This window comes from Streptomyces drozdowiczii (assembly GCF_026167665.1).
Classification (GTDB): Bacteria; Actinomycetota; Actinomycetes; order Streptomycetales; family Streptomycetaceae; genus Streptomyces; species Streptomyces drozdowiczii_A.
In genome coordinates, this window is the sequence record NZ_CP098740.1 from 6,868,293 (window position 1) to 6,885,098 (window position 16,806).

12 protein-coding genes and 3 pseudogenes are annotated in these 16,806 nt (G+C 68.6%); 7 read left to right on the forward strand and 8 right to left on the reverse strand.

Annotated elements, in window-relative coordinates:
• Positions 1–114: 114 nt before the first annotated feature.
• Positions 115–2,445, reverse strand: coding sequence for a helix-turn-helix domain-containing protein (locus NEH16_RS31100; protein ID WP_265546453.1), 2,331 nt, complete (start codon positions 2,443–2,445; stop codon positions 115–117).
• A gap of 410 nt (positions 2,446–2,855) precedes the next feature.
• Here NEH16_RS31100 and NEH16_RS31105 point away from each other — a divergent pair, with 410 nt between their 5' ends.
• Positions 2,856–3,524 (forward strand): isochorismatase family cysteine hydrolase, encoded by a 669-nt coding sequence (locus tag NEH16_RS31105; protein ID WP_265546454.1) that lies wholly within the window; start codon positions 2,856–2,858, stop codon positions 3,522–3,524.
• Positions 3,525–4,466: 942 nt separating this feature from the next.
• Positions 4,467–4,883, forward strand: a complete 417-nt coding sequence (locus NEH16_RS31110; protein WP_073969776.1) for a hypothetical protein — start codon at positions 4,467–4,469, stop codon at positions 4,881–4,883.
• A gap of 87 nt (positions 4,884–4,970) precedes the next feature.
• Here NEH16_RS31110 and NEH16_RS31115 read toward each other — a convergent pair whose 3' ends face one another.
• Both NEH16_RS31115 and NEH16_RS31120 read right to left on the reverse strand, forming a co-directional pair.
• Positions 4,971–5,894 (reverse strand): PhzF family phenazine biosynthesis protein, encoded by a 924-nt coding sequence (locus tag NEH16_RS31115; protein WP_265546455.1) that lies wholly within the window; start codon positions 5,892–5,894, stop codon positions 4,971–4,973.
• A 127-nt stretch (positions 5,895–6,021) separates the two neighbouring features.
• Positions 6,022–7,355, reverse strand: a pseudogene (locus NEH16_RS31120) (MFS transporter).
• Positions 7,356–7,580: 225 nt separating this feature from the next.
• On the opposite strand from NEH16_RS31120, the gene NEH16_RS31130 reads away from it, so the two are divergent.
• The gene (locus tag NEH16_RS31130) at positions 7,581–8,438 is read left to right on the forward strand and encodes an ArsR/SmtB family transcription factor (protein WP_265546457.1); all 858 of its coding nucleotides are present in this window, start codon (positions 7,581–7,583) and stop codon (positions 8,436–8,438) included.
• 89 nt (positions 8,439–8,527) lie between these two features.
• On the opposite strand, the gene NEH16_RS31135 is transcribed toward NEH16_RS31130, so the two are convergent.
• Positions 8,528–9,430 carry a LysR family transcriptional regulator gene (locus NEH16_RS31135; RefSeq protein WP_265546459.1) on the reverse strand — a complete coding sequence of 301 codons (903 nt, stop codon included), beginning with the start codon at positions 9,428–9,430 and terminating at the stop codon, positions 8,528–8,530.
• 124 nt (positions 9,431–9,554) lie between these two features.
• On the opposite strand from NEH16_RS31135, the gene NEH16_RS31140 reads away from it, so the two are divergent.
• Positions 9,555–9,941, forward strand: coding sequence for a VOC family protein (locus tag NEH16_RS31140; RefSeq protein WP_265546460.1), 387 nt, complete (start codon positions 9,555–9,557; stop codon positions 9,939–9,941).
• A gap of 355 nt (positions 9,942–10,296) precedes the next feature.
• Positions 10,297–11,436 carry a serine hydrolase domain-containing protein gene (locus NEH16_RS31145; protein ID WP_265546461.1) on the forward strand — a complete coding sequence of 380 codons (1,140 nt, stop codon included), beginning with the start codon at positions 10,297–10,299 and terminating at the stop codon, positions 11,434–11,436.
• A 158-nt stretch (positions 11,437–11,594) separates the two neighbouring features.
• Here NEH16_RS31145 and NEH16_RS31150 read toward each other — a convergent pair.
• Positions 11,595–11,938: pseudogene (locus NEH16_RS31150) on the reverse strand (helix-turn-helix domain-containing protein); the annotation flags it as partial.
• A 305-nt stretch (positions 11,939–12,243) separates the two neighbouring features.
• Complete coding sequence (locus tag NEH16_RS31155; RefSeq protein WP_265546463.1) at positions 12,244–13,233, reverse strand: LLM class flavin-dependent oxidoreductase; 990 nt, start codon at positions 13,231–13,233, stop codon at positions 12,244–12,246.
• 108 nt (positions 13,234–13,341) lie between these two features.
• Between NEH16_RS31155 and NEH16_RS31160 the strand changes: the two genes are divergently transcribed.
• Both NEH16_RS31160 and NEH16_RS31165 read left to right on the forward strand, forming a co-directional pair.
• Positions 13,342–14,475, forward strand: a complete 1,134-nt coding sequence (locus NEH16_RS31160; protein WP_265546465.1) for a hypothetical protein — start codon at positions 13,342–13,344, stop codon at positions 14,473–14,475.
• 550 nt (positions 14,476–15,025) lie between these two features.
• Positions 15,026–15,355, forward strand: coding sequence for a hypothetical protein (locus NEH16_RS31165; protein WP_265546467.1), 330 nt, complete (start codon positions 15,026–15,028; stop codon positions 15,353–15,355).
• Positions 15,356–15,983: 628 nt separating this feature from the next.
• Here NEH16_RS31165 and NEH16_RS31170 read toward each other — a convergent pair.
• Together NEH16_RS31170 and NEH16_RS31175 are read right to left on the reverse strand one after the other, a co-directional pair.
• Positions 15,984–16,199 (reverse strand): e9imm peptide, encoded by a 216-nt coding sequence (locus NEH16_RS31170; protein WP_265546469.1) that lies wholly within the window; start codon positions 16,197–16,199, stop codon positions 15,984–15,986.
• A gap of 120 nt (positions 16,200–16,319) precedes the next feature.
• A pseudogene (locus NEH16_RS31175) lies at positions 16,320–16,774 on the reverse strand (IS5/IS1182 family transposase); the annotation flags it as partial.
• Between the last annotated feature and the right edge of the window lie 32 nt (positions 16,775–16,806).

Genomic DNA, 16,806 nt, shown 5'->3' on the forward strand with positions numbered 1-16,806 from the left:
GAATCCCAGCCAACCAAGCCGCCACCGCGGTAACCAGGCAGACACCAGGCGGTTTGGAACTGCCTGTCCGCAGCGAAGGAGCACCGGTTCCCGGTGCTCCTTCGCTCGGGTGCCCTACTCGAAAGCAGTACGGGAGGGCAGAGCGCCCGCACTGAGTCCGGCCAAACCCGCCCGCGCCTCCTCCCGCAGATCAACCGGGGCGGAATCACCCAGCCCCAGCACGGCCCGGTAGTCCCCTTCCGCCTCCGCTGCCAGGCCGAGATGGGCCAGGCAGTGGCCCCGGTACAAGTAGATCTTGGTCGTCGCGAGGTGGAATCCACTGTCCGCGTACGATTGTTCCAGCCCGGCCAGTACTTCGGCCGCCTCCTCCCACCGGCCCTCATTCAGATACACGAAAGCGACGTGGTAACGGGAGATGCGGACAGTGACGGCGTAGCGCGGGTCATGTACCCCGCCCGGCAATTGCGCCAGTGAGCCCATCACCGCGTGGTGCGTCTCGATCGCCTCCTGTCCGCGGCCGGCCTTGCGCAGCACTGTGATGTTCATATTCGCCGCCTGGAGATACCGGCGAGTGTCGCCCGCACGCAAGAAAAGATCCATGGCCTGCGCAATGTCCTCGACGGCGGACACCACATCGTTCACGACATCGCGCAGCCAGCCCAGATACATGTATGCCTCTGCCTGCCGGCCGAGGGAACCGCACGCGGACGCGATGGCCAGCGCGGAGGTCGCGGCCTCGAGCGCTTCCTCGTGTCGCCGGTGGCACTGCCAGTGCACCCAGGCAAGCATGCTCAGGCATCCGGCCTGGGCATCGAGATCGCCCGTCGCCTCGGCTGAACGAGCGCCGAGAGCAAACACCTCCGACCAGTTTCCCCAGGAGATCCAGGAGTTGCACACGGCCTCGACGGCGAACGCGATCACGACCACCCGTCCGGGATTCTGCTGCTCGGCCTCCCGCCGCAGGGCTGAGAGCCAGTTGTCGCTCTCGGCACGCAGCCACTCCAGGGCCTGCTCACGAGTGCGGAAGTGTTCTGGCGACGCCGTCGAGTCACCGCGTTCCGGGGCCTCCACCCCTCCAGTGGCGACCTGCGCGGCAGCGGCCACCGTATCCAGGAGCCACCCCCGCAACCGGGCGGCAGCAGCCACCGAAGTCGCCTCGTCGTCCGTGTCGCGACTTCGTGCGCGCCCGTACAGGCGCAACAGGTCGTGAAAGCGGTAGCGGTCCCCAACCGACGTCATCAGGAGCCCGGCCTCGAGCAATTCCTCCAGCCTGTTCTCCGCCTCCACGGCACTCGTCTCCGCGAGCACGGCTGCGTACGGGATACCGAAGTCCCCGCCGGGAATCAGCGACAGCAGGCGGAACACACGCGCCGTTTCGGGGGCGAGGCGGGAGTACGACAGGTGAAACGCCGAGGCGACTCCCAGATCGCCCGCGCTGAGGGCATCCATCCGGCGGTCCTCGTCGGCGAGCCGATCCGCGAGCCGTCCCAGGGTCCAACCGGAGCGAGTCGCCGCCCAGTTCGCCGCGACCCTGAGGGCCAGTGGGAGGTGGCCGCACAGTACGGCCACCCGGGCCGCCGCGTCCGGGTCGGCATCGACCCGCCCGTCGGCCACCACCGCCCGCAGCAGAGCGGTGGACTCAGATCTGGCGAGCGTTCCCAGCGCCAGGCGGTGCACACCGCTCAGCCCGGCCAGCGGCCGGCGGCTGGTCACCACGACGAGCATGCGCCCCTCCGCCGGGAGGAGCGCCCTGACCTGTGCCTCATGGCCGGCATTGTCCAGAACCAGAACGGCACGCAGCCCGGCGGCGGTGGACTGGTAGAGCGCGAGCCGTTCCTCACTGGTGAGCCGGCCGACCTGCGCGTCGTCGACCCCCCAGGCATTCAGCAGCCGGACGACCGTCTCGTCCGGAGTCGGCGGCCGGTCCTCCAGGCCACGCAGGTCGATGAAGAAGGCGCCGTCGGGAAAGTCCGAGCGCCGCTCCTCGGCAAGGCGGAGTGCCAGGGTCGTCTTACCGCTACCGGGCACCCCGGACACCACAGCCACCGGCGGCAACGGCGGCGCGGCCCCGGCCCGCCCCGCGCCGGAGCGAGTGCCCTCCTCAATGAGGTTACCCAACACTCTCAACTCGTCCTCGCGCCCGACGAAGTCACGGATCCCCCGAGGCAGCGGAGCAAAATGCGCGGTGGGCGCGGGCACGTCCGCCGCCTTGTCGCTGCGGTCGGCACGCGCGGCCAGGAACAATTCCTCGGCCTCCGCCTCTCCGAGCCGGAGGCCCTGCATCAGCGCCGCGACGGTGCCGTGCCTGGGCTTCGTGCTGCGACCGCGCTCCATGTCACCGATCGCGCGGACGGATACCCCGGAAGCCTCCGCGAGCTGCTCGATCGTGAGCGCCCGCGCGAGCCGCAGTCGGCGTACCAACCTGCCGAGAGAAGAGACCGTCACCGAGTGACCGTCCCGAACCATGCTGACCTTGCCTTCCTCGTGGATCCGCCAGAAACGAACTGAGGCTGCATCGACGATGGTGTGCTCATGAGGGGTGAAGCGCTCTCATGAGCACAACGGACGAAGATGGGCAATTCGCTGACCCTGACATTAGTACTCGCGCACCAGGCACTGATGGCCGCCCCCACCAGCCTTCCGAATACGAGAACAGCCCGGCGAGAGCGCTGTTCCGGGTGGCGGGGCTGGAAGGGGTCTGCGGTGCGGCCGCCGGCGGCGTCCCGCCCCGCGTTCCCGGGTAGGCGGGAATTCGTCGGGGAACGGCGTCTACATTCCGTGAATTCACCGCGGGAAGCTCGTCATGCCGCTCCGGCAGTCGCAGAGCCGTTCGGGGGAATGAGGGATGAGGGCCTATGCAGACCGACCCGGAGATGCACGAGTGGCGGATCGAGCCTCGGGAGTATGTCCGGCAGGAGGCCAGGCGCGGTAGGAGGCACGCCTACGCGAGCCTCGACCCGGCGCGCACCGCGCTGATCGTGATCGACATGGTGCCGTTCTTCGTCGAGGCGAACCCGTACGTGCGCGGCATCGTGCCGAACATCGGCCGCATCGCTGAAGCGCTGCGCACCGCCGGCGGCCTGGTCGCATGGGTGCTGCCGGCGAACGAGGCGCCGCTCGGGAGGGTGAGCGGCGAGTTCTACGGCCCGGTCGTCAGCCAGACGTTCGCGGCGACCGGCGGCGAAGGGCCGCCACGTTCGCGTGTGTGGCACGCCTTCGACGTACGCCCGGACGACTTGGTGGTGGAAAAGACTGCGTACAGCGCCTTCTTCCCCGGTCGCTGCGTGCTGCCGGAGCTGCTGGCGGAGCGCGCGATCGACACCGTCGTCATCACCGGTGCGCTCACGAACGTCTGCTGCGAGTCCTCGGCCCGGGATGCCGCCACCGCTGGCCTCCGCGTGCTGATGGTGGCCGACGCGAATGCGGCCCGGCGCGACAGGGACCACAACGCCACCCTGCACACGATCTACCGGTCGTTCGGCGACGTCCGGCCCACGAACGAGGTCCTGGACCTGATCGGCTGACGGACGTCCTCGACAGCCGAGACGCCGCACACGGGCGCGGCCAGTCCCCAGGGGAAGCCATGGTGCCCGGGGCCGGCTCGGACCTCCCGATCCCGTCGACCGGCGCGAAGGAGCTGACCACCACATTGAGAAGGGGCCAGGGGAGGTGGCGCGAGCGAGTGTGGCGTCGGTGCACGAGCTCAAGGAGGGGAGGCTCGACGTGGCGTCGATGCCGTCTTCACCGCCCGCGACGTCGAGGCCTTCCCACCAGGTCACGGCGCACCATCGGCTCCAGGCTTTCGGCAGGGCCCGGGGCACGTCCGGATCCCGTCCGTGGAAGACGGTTCCGCGCCGGAACCGTAGGCGCCCTACCGCCTGCGCGCCCTTGACACGAGAAACGCCGCGCCGACGATGACGATCAGAGCAATGGCGATGATCCAGAAGGGCGGAGTACCCTGCCCCGCTCCCTTGGCCAGGAGCTGCGTGTACGACATGTCCTTCCCTACCCCTCTGTAGCGGCTGCCTGCGGCCGTGGTCCGAGTACTGCGTGTACGCCTACCCAGCAACCCCGTTTCACTTTCGTCGGGAGGCAGCCGACGCTCGCCACCACACGACACGGGCGCCCTCACGATTCGGTGGCGCAGGCCGTGGCAGGTGTCTGAACCGGATCGTCGACGACGCGGTACGGGACGGCTTCGGCCGTGCCGGGAAGTCACGCCCGCAATGGGGGCCGCCCAGAAACCGCCCCGCAGCGTGATGCTCGGCGAGTCACCGGCGGACGTTCGCGAGCAGGACGGATGCCAGTTCGTTCCTCGGGGAACCATGACACGCCGTGCGGCCGTCTGGGGCGTTGTCGGATCAGCCCTGGGGAAGGAAGTCCTCGTCCTCGGGGTTCCGGCTTGTTCCGCATCACGATCACGAAGAGGGTTCATGCAGCGCACAACTTCAACGGTCTCTGCCGGCATGCGTTCCCGACTGCGCAGCCGCAGCATCGCGGCTCTTGTCGGTGCGGTGGCCGCGGCCGGACTGAGCGCCGTCACCACCACACCGGCCAGCGCGGCCGGGGCGCCGACGGGGATCAACTGGGACCACGTCTGGAACGGCACCGGCGTCCGGGTGTACGTCGAGGAGTACGGGGACATCATCTCCGTCTGCGACACGTCGGCCAACGGCCATTCCGCGTTCGTCACGGTCGACGACTGGGACCTGAACATCAGCCACTACAAGGCAACCGTCTCGACCGGCAAGGGAACGTGTGTCACACACCGGGCCAGCCAGGGCGGCAAGTACAACCTGCACGAGTACAGCAACATAGGCCTGACCTTCGAGGGCCAGGGCGGCCAGGGTTCCTACGCGGTCAACTTCATCAACGACCACTGAGCCCTTCCGTCTGCCGGCAGCGCACGCTGTCGGCAGACGGGTTGTCAGCTGACAGTTTCCTGGCGGCGCACCGGGCGGCGCCCGTGCTTACCGGGCATGGTCGGGGTGTGGAGCCGCTTCACTCCCCGCGCCGGTCTCGGGGATACGGGTTCCTGTGCCGCTGACGCGTACCCGCGGGTCCCCGGCGTACAGCTCCACTCGGAGCTCGCCGGGACGGCCCATGTCCGCCCCCTGGTGGAGGTGGAGAACCGTCTCCTCGGGTACGAGCCCCAGCTCGCGGGCGTAGGCACCGAATGCGGCGGCTGCGGCGCCGGTTGCCGGGTCCTCGACCACGCCGCCCACGGGGAAGGGGTCGCGCACATGGAAGACCGTCGTGGACTCACGCCACACGAGCTGGACTGTAGTGAGGTCCAGAGCGGTCATGAAGTGCTCAAGGCGCTCGAAGTCGTAGGCGAGGTCGGCCAGCCGGGCGCGGGTGCGCGCGGCCAGGATCAGGTGGCGGGCCCCCGCGTAGCCGATCCGGGGCGGGAATTGCGGGTCCAGGTCGGCCCGGGTCCAGTCGAGCGCCTGCAGTGCTTCGTCGACGTCGTCCTCCGCCACCATGTGGACCGCGGGTTCGACGCTGGTCAGGGTCGCGCGCAGCGTCCCGTCCGTGGCACCGGACACCTCTACCGGGACGGTGCCGGCCGGAGTCGCCAGCAGCAGGTCGCCGGGTCCGTGTCGTTCCGCGTAGGCGATGGAGGCGGCGATGGTGGCGTGTCCGCAAAAGGAGACTTCGGCGCGCGGGGAGAAGAAGCGGACGGTGTAGGCCCGGTCCCGGCCGACGAGTTCGGCCGGCGGAGCCGTGAAGAAGGCCGTCTCGCTGTATCCCAGCTCTGCGGCGATCGCGAGCTGCTCGGCGTCGGTCAGTCCGGTGGCGTCCAGGACGACGCCTGCGGGGTTTCCTCCTTCCGGGGCGTCCGAGAAGGCGGTGTAGCGGAGGATTTCGGGGTGTCGGGTCGTTGTCGTCATGGCGTTTTCTCCTCACGGCCGTGGCCGATTGCGGGCGGGGTCTCTGGGTGATGGCAGGGCGCCGTGCCCCGGGGTGTTCGAGCGGCTTCGCGGACGGCGGCGCCGGCCATGGATGCGGGGAGTGCGGTCAGGAGGTCGGACCCGCAAGCTTCGGACTGGCCGGCCTGGTCCGCAGGGCGAGGAGTGCGCCGAGGGCGAACGCGGCGGCCGCGATGCCGGCGGACAGGCGCAGACCGGAGGTGAAGTGGTGTGCCGTGGCGGCGAACGTCCCGAAGAGGGCGACGCCCACGGTGCTGCCGACCTGCCGGGCGACGTTGAAGACGGCGGTGGCGACGCCGGCGTCGGAGACGTTCGCGGTGTCAACGACGACGGCGGTGGCGGCGAGGGCGGTCATGGTCTGGCCCAGACCGGTCGCGACCAGGGCGAAAAGCAGAACCGGGTAGGGGGTGCCGGGCCCGGTGAACATCCAGCCGGCGAATCCCGCGGCGCCGAGAACGAGGCCGACGGCCATCAGCGCGTACGGGCCGGTTCGGGGCGCGACGCGGTGGAACAGGGGGGCGGCGATCAGTCCCATGCACACGGACGGCAGCAGGGCCAGGCCGGTCTCCAGGGCGCTGAGGTGGCGTTCCTGCTGGAAGTAGAGCGTGGCGAGGAAGAGCATGCCGTAGTAGCCGAGGCTGATCAGCATCCCGATCACGGTGGCCGAGGTGAAGGAGCGGGACCGGAACATGGACGGCCGTAGCAGCGGGGCGCGCCTGCCCCCCACGCGTGCTTCGAGAGTCCGTGTCGTCAGGACGAGGGATACGAGAGCCGCCGCCCCGACTGCGAAGGCGGAGAGGACCAGGGGCGACGTCCAGCCCCGTGTGCCCGCTTCGTTGAGACCGCCGGTCACCGCCACGAGTCCGACGACGGCGAGCACCTGGCCCACCGGATCCGTCTTCCGGGCCCTGCCACGCACCACCGGAGCCGGCAGGTGGCGCAGCGTCAGCAGCACGGCAAGGCCGCCGAGCGGCAGGTTCAGCCAGAACACGGCGCGCCAGTCCGAGCCGGCGACCAGGATGCCTCCGACAGCGGGACCGGCACCGAAGGCGACCGACGCGACAGCCCCCAGACAGCGATCGCTCGGGCCCTGGTCGCACGGTCGGGGAAGGTGGCCTGCAGCAGCGCGAGCGAAGCGGGAACGAGCAGCGCCGCTCCGGCTCCCTGGCCGAGCCTTCCCACGATCAGCAGCGCCGCCGAACCGGCGAGTCCGCAGAAGACCGAAGCCCCGCTGAACAGGCCGAGGCCGGTGAGGAACACACGACGGTGTCCGAACCGGTCGGCGGCCCCTCCGCCGAACAGCAGCAGTGCCGCGAAAACGGTGCTGTACCCGTCGACGACCCACTGGAGGGCGGAGGGCCCCGCGCCCAGTGAGGCCCGGATGTCGGGGAGCGCGACGTTCACGACCGTGACGTCCAGCATCACCAGGAAGTATCCGAGGCTGAGGGCGACGAGGGGTGCCAGGGCGAGGGGCGCCTTGTCGTGCGTCGTGTCCACCCCGCCCCGCCGGTCCCGGCCAGGCACTTCAGGGGGCGGGCGGGGGAGCTTTTGACGGTTGTGTTGTTCATCGCCGCGGTAGTCATGGCAAGAGCATCTGCCCCGGATACTTCGTTGTCCGGCGAAGTATCGTTGCTCTACGGTCCTTTCATGCCGAACACCGTCCGCGACCGCGCTCACTCGACGACCGGTACCGCGGGGCTTGAGTCCTCGGGAGAGCCGCTCAAGCACCAAACCGACATCGCACGGGCCGCCGCCCTCATCGCCGACCCCTCGCGCGCCCGAATTCTCAAGTGTCTGGCCGACGGCCGCGCCCTTCCGGCGAACGCCCTGGCCGCCGAGGCCGGCATCGGTGCCGCCACCGCCAGCGCACACCTGGCCAAGCTCGTCGAGGGCGCACTGCTCACCGTGGAGCAACGGGGCAGGCACCGCTTCTACCGGCTCGCCGGCCCGGACGTGAGCGCGGCCCTGGAATGCCTTGCGCTGATCGCGCCGCCACTGGCCATCAACTCGCTCAAGCAGAGCAACCGTGCCATCGCCCTCCACCGTGGCCGTAGCTGCTACGACCATCTCGCCGGGCGGCTCGGCGTGGCGCTCATGTGTGGCCTGCTGGAACGCGGCATTCTCACCGGACACGACGGCATCCACCGGGCCGACGAGTCCGTGCGCGACCGGCCCGCCTCCTACGGCCACGACGTCCGGTACCGGCTCACCCGCTCCGGACGCACGGAACTGGCCGGACTCGGCATCGACACGGACCGGTTGCCGCCACGCCGGCCCGCGATCCGCTACTGCGTCGACTGGAGTGAACATCAGCACCACCTCGCGGGCGGCCTCGGAGCCGTACTGACAGCCCGTCTGTTCGCGCTGGACTGGGTGCGGTGGGGGCGCAGCCCTCGCGTGGTGGACCTGACCGATACGGGCGCCCGCGGCCTGGAGCGAACGCTCGGAGTCGTGCTCACCGACGTCAAGCTTCCGGCCGGCGGGGAGCCCGAGAACCCGGCATGACCCGGAGGAACGGGCCGGAGGGCAAGTCCGCTGCCTGTTCGCAACCCCGTGCAATCGTCCTCACGAACGACTCAACTCGCTGCCGCCTGCTACAGCCCGGCCAGGTCCGAGGACCGGGCCGTCTCCAGCAGGGTCTCGATGAAGGCCTGCACTTTCGGGGTGCTGTTCGCGGCCGTCCACAGGAGGCCGTATTCGACCAGTGGTGCGTCGCTGAACGGCACGTAGACCACATCTGGGCGCGAGTAGTACTGGGCGGCGCGGGCGCACGTAGGGGAGACGCCCTTGCCCGCGCCGACCAGGGCGAGCACCTCCTGCCAAGCCGTCGTGGACGGACCGCGCGGAATCAGGCGCCCCTCGGGCGTGCGGTGCGGGTAGTGGTGGTCGAGGAAGTACTGGGGCTGGCCCGTGACGGTGATCAGGGGAGCTTCCGAGAGATCCTCCAGTGAGACGGTGCCCCGCCGGGCGAACGGGTGGCCGACGGGAACGACGAGCGCACGCGGCTCGGAGAAGAGGACCGGGCCGTTGACGATGTCCGGCTCGTCGATGGGCAGTTCGACCAACTGAATGTCATACGTGCCGTCGCGCAGGGGACCGATCGGGTCCAGGAGAGGCGACTCGTGGATACGGACGAGGCAGTTTGGTTGGCGCGCACGGAATATATCGGTCGCGGCCACGACAAGAATGCCGCACCACGCCGCGGAGTACGCGACGTTGAGTTCGCCGGTGATGCCCCGGCCCACGGCCACCGCGGAGGCCAAGGCCTCCTTGATCTGCTGGTAACCGGCGGCAAGGCCGTCCCGCAGCACGATTCCGGCGGGCGTGAGCTGGACACTGCGGCTGGTCCGCTTGAACAACTCAGCACCGATGGCACGCTCCTGCTTCTTGATGACCTGGCTGACCCGCGCCGGCGTGACGCGCATCCGCTCGGCCGTACGGCCGAAGTGCAGCTCCTCCGCCAGCATCAGGAAGATCTCTATCTCCCGCAGTTCCACGCCGCCCACCCCGTTTCGTGTACCGCCGGCTTAACGATCGTTGCAGGATACGACCTTGATGCCCCTCTCCCCGGCCGTGAAGCTGGACCCCGTGAGCAACAGATTCGCGGAGGGAGCTCAGGCCATGAACATCATCGGGTCGGCCGTGGTACTGACCGTCGACGACCCGGCTCTGTCGACCCGGTTCTTCGTGAGCCACCTCGGCTTTCGCGAGGTACTGGTGGCCCAGGGAATCACCCACCTCGCCCGCGACGACGCGGCCACCGACATCGTCCTACGTAGCAGCGTCGGCCCGGGCAGCTCGCAGCGGCACCCGCCCACACAGGTGCGCGCCGTCGTTTCCTTCACGGTTACCGGAATCCATGCCGAGTACGAGCGTCTGCGACGCGAAGGAGCACGGATCACACTTCCGCCGCGCATGGAGCCCTGGGGGGAGTGGGGTCTGCAACTCACCGACCCTAACGGCGTGGTGATCCAGCTCGTGGAGTGGATCCCTCCGGCCGGAGCCTGACCACTATCCCCACGCCCCGCCCGTGTGCCGATGTCCGCTGCACGGTCGGGGACTCCACGTCTGCCGCTTCCCCAGCGGCCCCCCGCCACGCGTCACTCCTCGATCGAAGGGCACCAGCCATGCCTTCCCTACGCATGCCTTCACCCGCGCAGGCCGCGCAACGGCCATCCGTCGGGACAGAAGGGGAGAACCGGAGAGCGAAGCAGAGGGCTCTCCTGTCCCCGGGGCGCCACGGGCCCGCCGTCGCGGTGCGGAGCCCCCCACCACAGCAGAACCTACCCCTGCGCCGATGACCGTGCCCATCACGACCCCGCCCGCTACAGCCTTCCCCATACCCTGACAGGAGCCCACAGACATGTCCCTCACACCGCCCGAAAAGGACCGACCCGAGCTGCAGAAGATCATCGACGGGATGATCGATTCCGGATTCACCGGCGTGGCCATACGTGTGCACGACGAGAGAGACCCATGGTCGGGCAGTGCCGGCCTGTGCAAGCTGGACGAGACGGCAAAGCCTCCTACGGACGGGCACATCCGGATCGGCAGCAACACCAAGACGTTCGCCGCCACCACAGCGCTCCTGTTGGTCGCCGAAGGGACGATCGATCTGGATACTCCCGCCGCGGACTACCTCCCCGACCTGCCATTGGACCGCAGGATCACCGTACGCATGCTTCTGCAGCACACCAGCGGCATCTTCAACTTCACCGGCGAGTACTACGAGGACGGAACGTTCGCACCGGGAATCGCCGCGACGACGGCAGGCCGGGAATGGGTGGACAACCGCTTCCACACCTACCGGCCGGAAGAACTCGTACGGCTGTCCCTGTCCAAGCCGGCACGGTTCGAGCCGGGCACGGACTGGAGTTACTCCAACACCAACTACGTGCTGATCAGGTTGCTGATCGAAGGGGTCACAGGCAACTCGCTCGCCGACGAGATGGAGCGGCTGATTCTGCAGCCTCTGGGACTGACCGGCACCTCGCTGCCGGAGACCGAAACCGGCCTTGCGGAGCCGCACGCGCACGGCTACTACCGCTACGAGGAAGAGGGAGGTCAGGAGACGACGGTGGACGTCACCCGTCAGAACCCCTCGTGGATCTCCACCGGCGGCGACATGATCTCGACCACCCACGACCTTCACACCTTCATCTCCGCGCTGACGGGCGGCAAGCTCCTTTCGGCCCCGCTGCTGGCCGAGATGTTCCGGCCGCACCCCAAAGCCGGGTACGGCCTCGGCGTCTTCGTACAGGACATAGGCCCGGACGGTGGCAAGGTCATCACCCACAATGGAGGAATGGCGGGCCACGCGGCGTTGATGTACAGCACCCCGGACGGCACCAGGACCCTGACCGCGGCGCTCAACTATGTGGACGATGCCTCGATGTCCATGGCCCAGGCCTTCCAGCAGGCGACCCAAGCACTCGTTCAGGAAGTGTTCGGAGACAGCGAGGCCGCTGCGGCCACGACGAGCCCCGCACCGGCCGACGTATGACAGCTGCTCCCGGTATCCGTCTGCCGTCCGGGTTCCGCCCCGACTGAACGATCGCGGTGATGCGGTTGGCGCCGCAGCGGAGCTTCCGCAGAAGGCGCCAGCCCTTCAGAGTGGCCGTGACATGCTCGCCGAGACAGCGGATCCTGGCGTGCGTGGGCCGCGGTGACCCGGTCGATCGGCAGGAGGGTGCCGTCCAGAATCGCGAAGGCTTTAGCTCGTGCGATCTTCATCGCCACGGCCGGGGTCGGCGCGGCGATGGCCAGGACGTCGATCACCTCGCGCATGTACCGCTACACGGTGGCGACGCCGATACCGAACCCAGCAGCGAGCCGCGCGTAGGTGTGTCCCCACACCGCAGGTGGGCGAGTACAAGCAGGGCCTGACGGCTGACAGACAGCCGTCGCCACCGGGTCCCGACCTCTCGCTGCCGGACACGGAACAGCGTGTTGAAGTAGCGCAGGGCGCCGCTGGACAGATCGATCGACGATGGGTGGACAAGCACGCGAAGCTCCTGGCGGATACGGGTGCTCCTGGTCGAGAACCGTCTACCAGGAGCTTCATCGATCCGTACAGCGGGCACCCTCCAACACCTCGCCTTCGCACGCGGGAGAAGGGCTCCACCAAGTTCCTGCCGGCACGGCTGGGCGTCTTCAGGCCATAGGCCAGGAGCAAGCGCCCACCCCAGGCGGGCCTGTCATCTCCTGTCGGGCGTGCTTCGGACTCGGTCCGGAGGACGCCTCGGAACGCGGGCCGCGTACGGATACCATCCTGGCGTCGCGAGACCTGCTCCACCATCGGCGCTGCGTGTCAGTTGGGCCGGGGGCAAAAGCTTTCCGAGGTGGAGGTGTGGTCTGTTGCCGCCTGGACGGCGGGGATCAGCTCTGCGATCTGTTCGAGCTGGTCGCGCTGGGAGTGCAGGTCCAGGGCACCGAGGCGGGCGACGATGTGCCGGGCACCGGCGGCGACGTACCTTTCCAGATGCTCGCGTACCTGGTCCGCGGAGCCGGTGACCACTGCCTGGATCTTTTCCAGCTCCTCGAGGGGCATGCCGTACGTGGCCCGCGCGTAGTCCTCCAGTGCTTGACGGCCGCTCTCGATGTCGTCGTCGATCCGTACGGAGACGAATAGTGCGGGGGTGACGTCCTCCATCTCGCGTCCCGCATCGATCGCCGCTTTGTGGACGTCACGGAGACCGGACGCGTAGTCGGCGGGGTCGGGAGGGTAGGGCAGCCACCCGTCGTACACCCGGCCCGTGCGGACCAGCGCTGCTGGGGTCGCACCGCCGAGCCAGATAGGCGGTCCGCCGGCTCGGTGCGGCCTGGTCGCGGGCGGGATGTCCTCGAACCGCAGGATCTCGCCGTGGAAGGCTGCGGCGCCGTCCCACAGGGCCCGCCACAGTGCGACAGTCTCGTCCAGCCGGGCGAAGCGCCTTTCCCACGGCAGCTCGGACAGTGAGTAGAGGGGCCGCCCGAAGCGGCCGGGGAAGCCGGCGCCGACGGTCACGGTGAGGCGGCCGGCGGACAGCAGGTCGATCGAGGCGAGTGCCTGCGCAGCCTGGATCGGCCGGCGCAGGAACGGCATCAGTGCAGCGGTGCCCAGCGTCACCGTCTCGGTCACCGGAGCGAGTGCGGCCAGCATCGTGAGCGCCTCGACGCGTGGGCCGAGCAGAGAATCGTTGGCGAACAGGGAGGCGAAGCCCAAGCGTTCGGCGTAGCGGCCGAAGGCGACCAGCTCGCGAGCGCTGTCGGCAGGGCCCCACTGGGCGGTTCCGGTCGGAAGCAGTACACCAATGTCCATGCCGGCCATGTTCACCACCAGTACGAGAGGCGACAATTCCTTGCGGGGAATGGCCTGGAACCCTCTGCCGCCGTTACAACAAGGCTGTGGACTTCCCTCGTACGCTTCGTGTACGTCGTACCCGCCGTCATGTCAGCCAGCTCGATCTCGCGCTGCGAGCGGGCACTGCGGGAGCGCAACGAGTTGCTGCTGGCCGCCGGGTACGCACTCACCTGTTGCCGCGCTGACCCGCACCGACTCAAGGCGTGGATGATGCCATGGTCGACGGAGGTGCCGTCCTCACCCCAGTTCACCTACCCGACGGGTGCCAGCGGCCATGGCGCCGACTACACGGCACTGCGGGAGACCGCAATACGCGTACGCTACGCCGCACTCATCCTCATCTTCTCCGGCGGCGCGGCCCTGCTGCTGCGCCGGCTCCCCGGCCACACTGCCAGACACACCATCGCCCGCACGACGGCCCTATGGGGCTGGGGAATCACCGCAGCCATGCTCGCCGTCACCGTCTCCGCCCCCTGGGCCGCGGCATCCGGCGGATCGGCAACTCACCAGCTCCTGCCCACCCTCGCGAGCACGATGTCTCAAGGCCGCGACCTTCCCCTCGTCGCCGCTCTGGCGGCAGCAGTCGCGACTACAGGCGTCACGGCTCTGCTGAGCCGTGAGCCCGTCTCAACACCTCATCCGCCCACGTCAATCCCGACATCAACAGCACGGCTCGCAGCAACGCTGGGTACCGCAGTGATCCTCTTCGCCCTCACCGTGCCCTCGAACCAGAAAGTGGCCGCCTACATCCAGACCGGTTTCACCGGTAACGGCCGGCTGTCCGAGCCCGGCGACCTGTTGCGGCAATGGCTCCAACTCAGCGCCTGGACCACACCCACCGGACCCACGCTCGGACGCTGGCTGCTCTACCGGCTCGGTGAGGTAGTCCTTGTCGCAACCGTCTGGTGGGCACTGCGACTCCTCCCAGCGCTGTTCGACCACGTCACCCTTCCCTCCTACGTACTCGCGGCCGTAGCCGCCACCACGCTGGGGGCGGAGGTAAACGACATGTGGCACTCGCTCCTCACCTATCAGGCCGTCACGGGCGGCCCACTTCTGTACTACATTTCCACAGGCTCCGGTGCATCTGCGGCACTCGTGTTCGGTGCCCTCGCCGGATGTGCAAGCACCATCGTCTTGCGCCGGCACCTCCGCGCACAACAAGCACCGGCAGAGCCGCAAAGGCGGTCGACCTTCTGACCGGCCAAAGAAACGAGCCTGCCGCTCCAAGTCCTCCCAGCCGGGTTCCCCCTATCCGCAGGAACTTCGGCCGGGGCCTTCGGGACGAGGCGTGGCAGCTCGTCGAGAAGACCGGCAGCGACGATGAGGGGGCGACATCATCACATGTGTCGCGGGGGAGCAAGTTCGGCGGGTGCCCGACCTGGCACCTGACCGAACCCTGCCCCATGCTCTGTCGGGAATGCCGTAGGGCGATGATGCTTCCGTTCACAGTGACCAGCGGCCCACTGCGGGTATCAAGGTCGCGACCGTCGAACCCCGCAGGTGTCCGGGTCGTCCGCCCCCACCCCTGAACCTTCGAGCGCAGCCGAGCTCTCGCGTACAGGGGTGCAGGTGTGCGACCGTGGGTGGACAACGAGACCGACCGCCACCCGACCGATCCAGTGGTGGCGGCCTTTCAGGGAGCCGGACGTTGCCCCCCTCCCGGGCATCCGGCCCTTTGCCATCGTCGTGGCCCCCACCGGGGGCGCTGCGCCTTGGGCTCACCAACCCCCGGAAGGGGGCGCCCGGAATGAACATCACCACTGTCATCAACGGCACGTTCGCACGCATCACCCCATCCGGCGACATCGATGCCGACAGCCTTGCCCCGCTCCACACCGCGGTCGGAGCCCTCTCGCCGCATGTGAGCGACCTTCAGTGGGACCTGCACCACACCCTCTTTATGGACGTCTCCGGCCTCCACCTCCTCCTTCCTCAGCAACTGGCCGACCCGATACAGCACATCACCGTCGTCCGACTGTGCCCCCAGCCGGCACGCCTCCTGCTGCTCGCCGCTGACCTCCGCCCCGGAATCTTCGACCTCGCCCGACTGCTGCCCGCTGCGCCCGTTGGTGACTGACTCTCCTGTCCGACCCTCGTGGAACCGTGCGACACCCGTTCCGCAACATGTGCGCCCCCGAATACGGCTACTCGCCCCAACCACCCTCCTCGGCCAGGCTGCCGGAGAGCAACCGGCACCTGCGGCCCTGTTGCGTCACCGCGCGGCGGGTCTCCTCCGCGTCGGACTGCTCCTGCGGGAGAGTCTGTGGTTGTGCGCGCGGCGACCTCGCTGGCCTCGCCGATCGCCGCTTCCAGAGCGGAGGTGTTGCGCAATGCGGCCAGGAGTGCGTTGTCGATCAGGACGTACCGGCCAGCGACGAATCTTCGACTCGGGTCAATCACAACCGCTGGATGGGCCGGTCTCCCGCTTGAGGTCCCATGCCGTGACCAAGTCGTCCCCGCCTGACTGGCGGGCCTCGTCGGAGCCCATCCGGTCCAGGACCGGGCCCGGTTTCATCGACTGCATCGCCCACCTCAAGCCGAACCACCACATGCAAAATGCGGATCGACTGCTGGTTCTCCACCATTACTCCGGTAGGCACGTCCCCAGTCCCAGTCCAGTAGAGAGAAGAGGGAGAGCGCCACCGCGACAATCACACCCAGCGTGTTGATCCACTCGTGGCCCCGTCCGGACAGTGTGTTCAGCGTCACTGTGCGAACGGTTGGTACGCCAGGGCCCGGTCAACCACCTCCGCGGCGGTCGACTCCTGCCGGTCCTTGGACCAGAAGATCAGATCGGACACGTAGCCAGTCGGGCAGGCGAGAGCACGGTCGAGCTGATCAAGGACCTTTTCCATCTCGTCCTCCTCGTATTCAACATCCATGACCTTCTGTACCAGCGTGATCGCCGTCTCGCGGGTCATACGCAGCTGCCCCCTTCATCAGTAGCAGCACCATATTCATCGGCATGAGCGGCCGGACAGCTCCTGGAGGGTGTCCCGTAAATGATCTGAGGTATGCAGGCTGACCTGCTCGTTTGCCTGTCATCTGGTGAGGGTGAGGTTGCGCGGGCGGGCGACGCCGAGCATGGCGTGGTGGACGCCGTCGTCCTTGAGGCGGCAGTCGCGGAGGATCTTCCAGCTCTTCATGCGGGCGAAGGCGTGCTCGACGCGGGCTTGCACCTTGCGGTGGGAGGCGTTGTGCTCCTCCTTCCAGGCCGGCAGTTCCTCGTCCTTGTGCCGACGGCGGCCACCACGAGGCGGGTGTCGGCGTCGATGACGACCTGGTGGTTGGCGGAGTAGCGGCAGTTCTTGCTGGAGGCGGCCACGGTCCGGTCGCGGGCGGGGGCCAGCGTGCCGTCCACGATGAGCACGGCCTCCTTACGGAACCGCCGCCGGGGCTGGAGGGCGAGAGCCGGCCCCAGGTGGGCGACAATCCGGTCGGCCGCCGACTTCGAGACGCCGAACAGCGGGGCGAGCTGACGCAGGGTGAGGTTGGTGGACAACCTCTAGGGCCAATGTGGAGCGCATG

Excerpts from the sequence above, each read along its gene's own strand:
- NEH16_RS31105 (WP_265546454.1), top strand. The coding sequence starts at position 2,856 with ATGCAGACCGACCCGGAGATGCACGAGTGGCGGATCGAGCCTCGGGAG.
- NEH16_RS31110 (WP_073969776.1), top strand. The coding sequence starts at position 4,467 with ATGCGTTCCCGACTGCGCAGCCGCAGCATCGCGGCTCTTGTCGGTGCG.
- NEH16_RS31115 (WP_265546455.1), bottom strand. The coding sequence starts at position 5,894 with ATGACGACAACGACCCGACACCCCGAAATCCTCCGCTACACCGCCTTC.
- NEH16_RS31130 (WP_265546457.1), top strand. The coding sequence starts at position 7,581 with ATGCCGAACACCGTCCGCGACCGCGCTCACTCGACGACCGGTACCGCG.
- NEH16_RS31140 (WP_265546460.1), top strand. The coding sequence starts at position 9,555 with ATGAACATCATCGGGTCGGCCGTGGTACTGACCGTCGACGACCCGGCT.
- NEH16_RS31145 (WP_265546461.1), top strand. The coding sequence starts at position 10,297 with ATGTCCCTCACACCGCCCGAAAAGGACCGACCCGAGCTGCAGAAGATC.
- NEH16_RS31155 (WP_265546463.1), bottom strand. The coding sequence starts at position 13,233 with ATGGACATTGGTGTACTGCTTCCGACCGGAACCGCCCAGTGGGGCCCT.
- NEH16_RS31165 (WP_265546467.1), top strand. The coding sequence starts at position 15,026 with ATGAACATCACCACTGTCATCAACGGCACGTTCGCACGCATCACCCCA.
- NEH16_RS31170 (WP_265546469.1), bottom strand. The coding sequence starts at position 16,199 with ATGACCCGCGAGACGGCGATCACGCTGGTACAGAAGGTCATGGATGTT.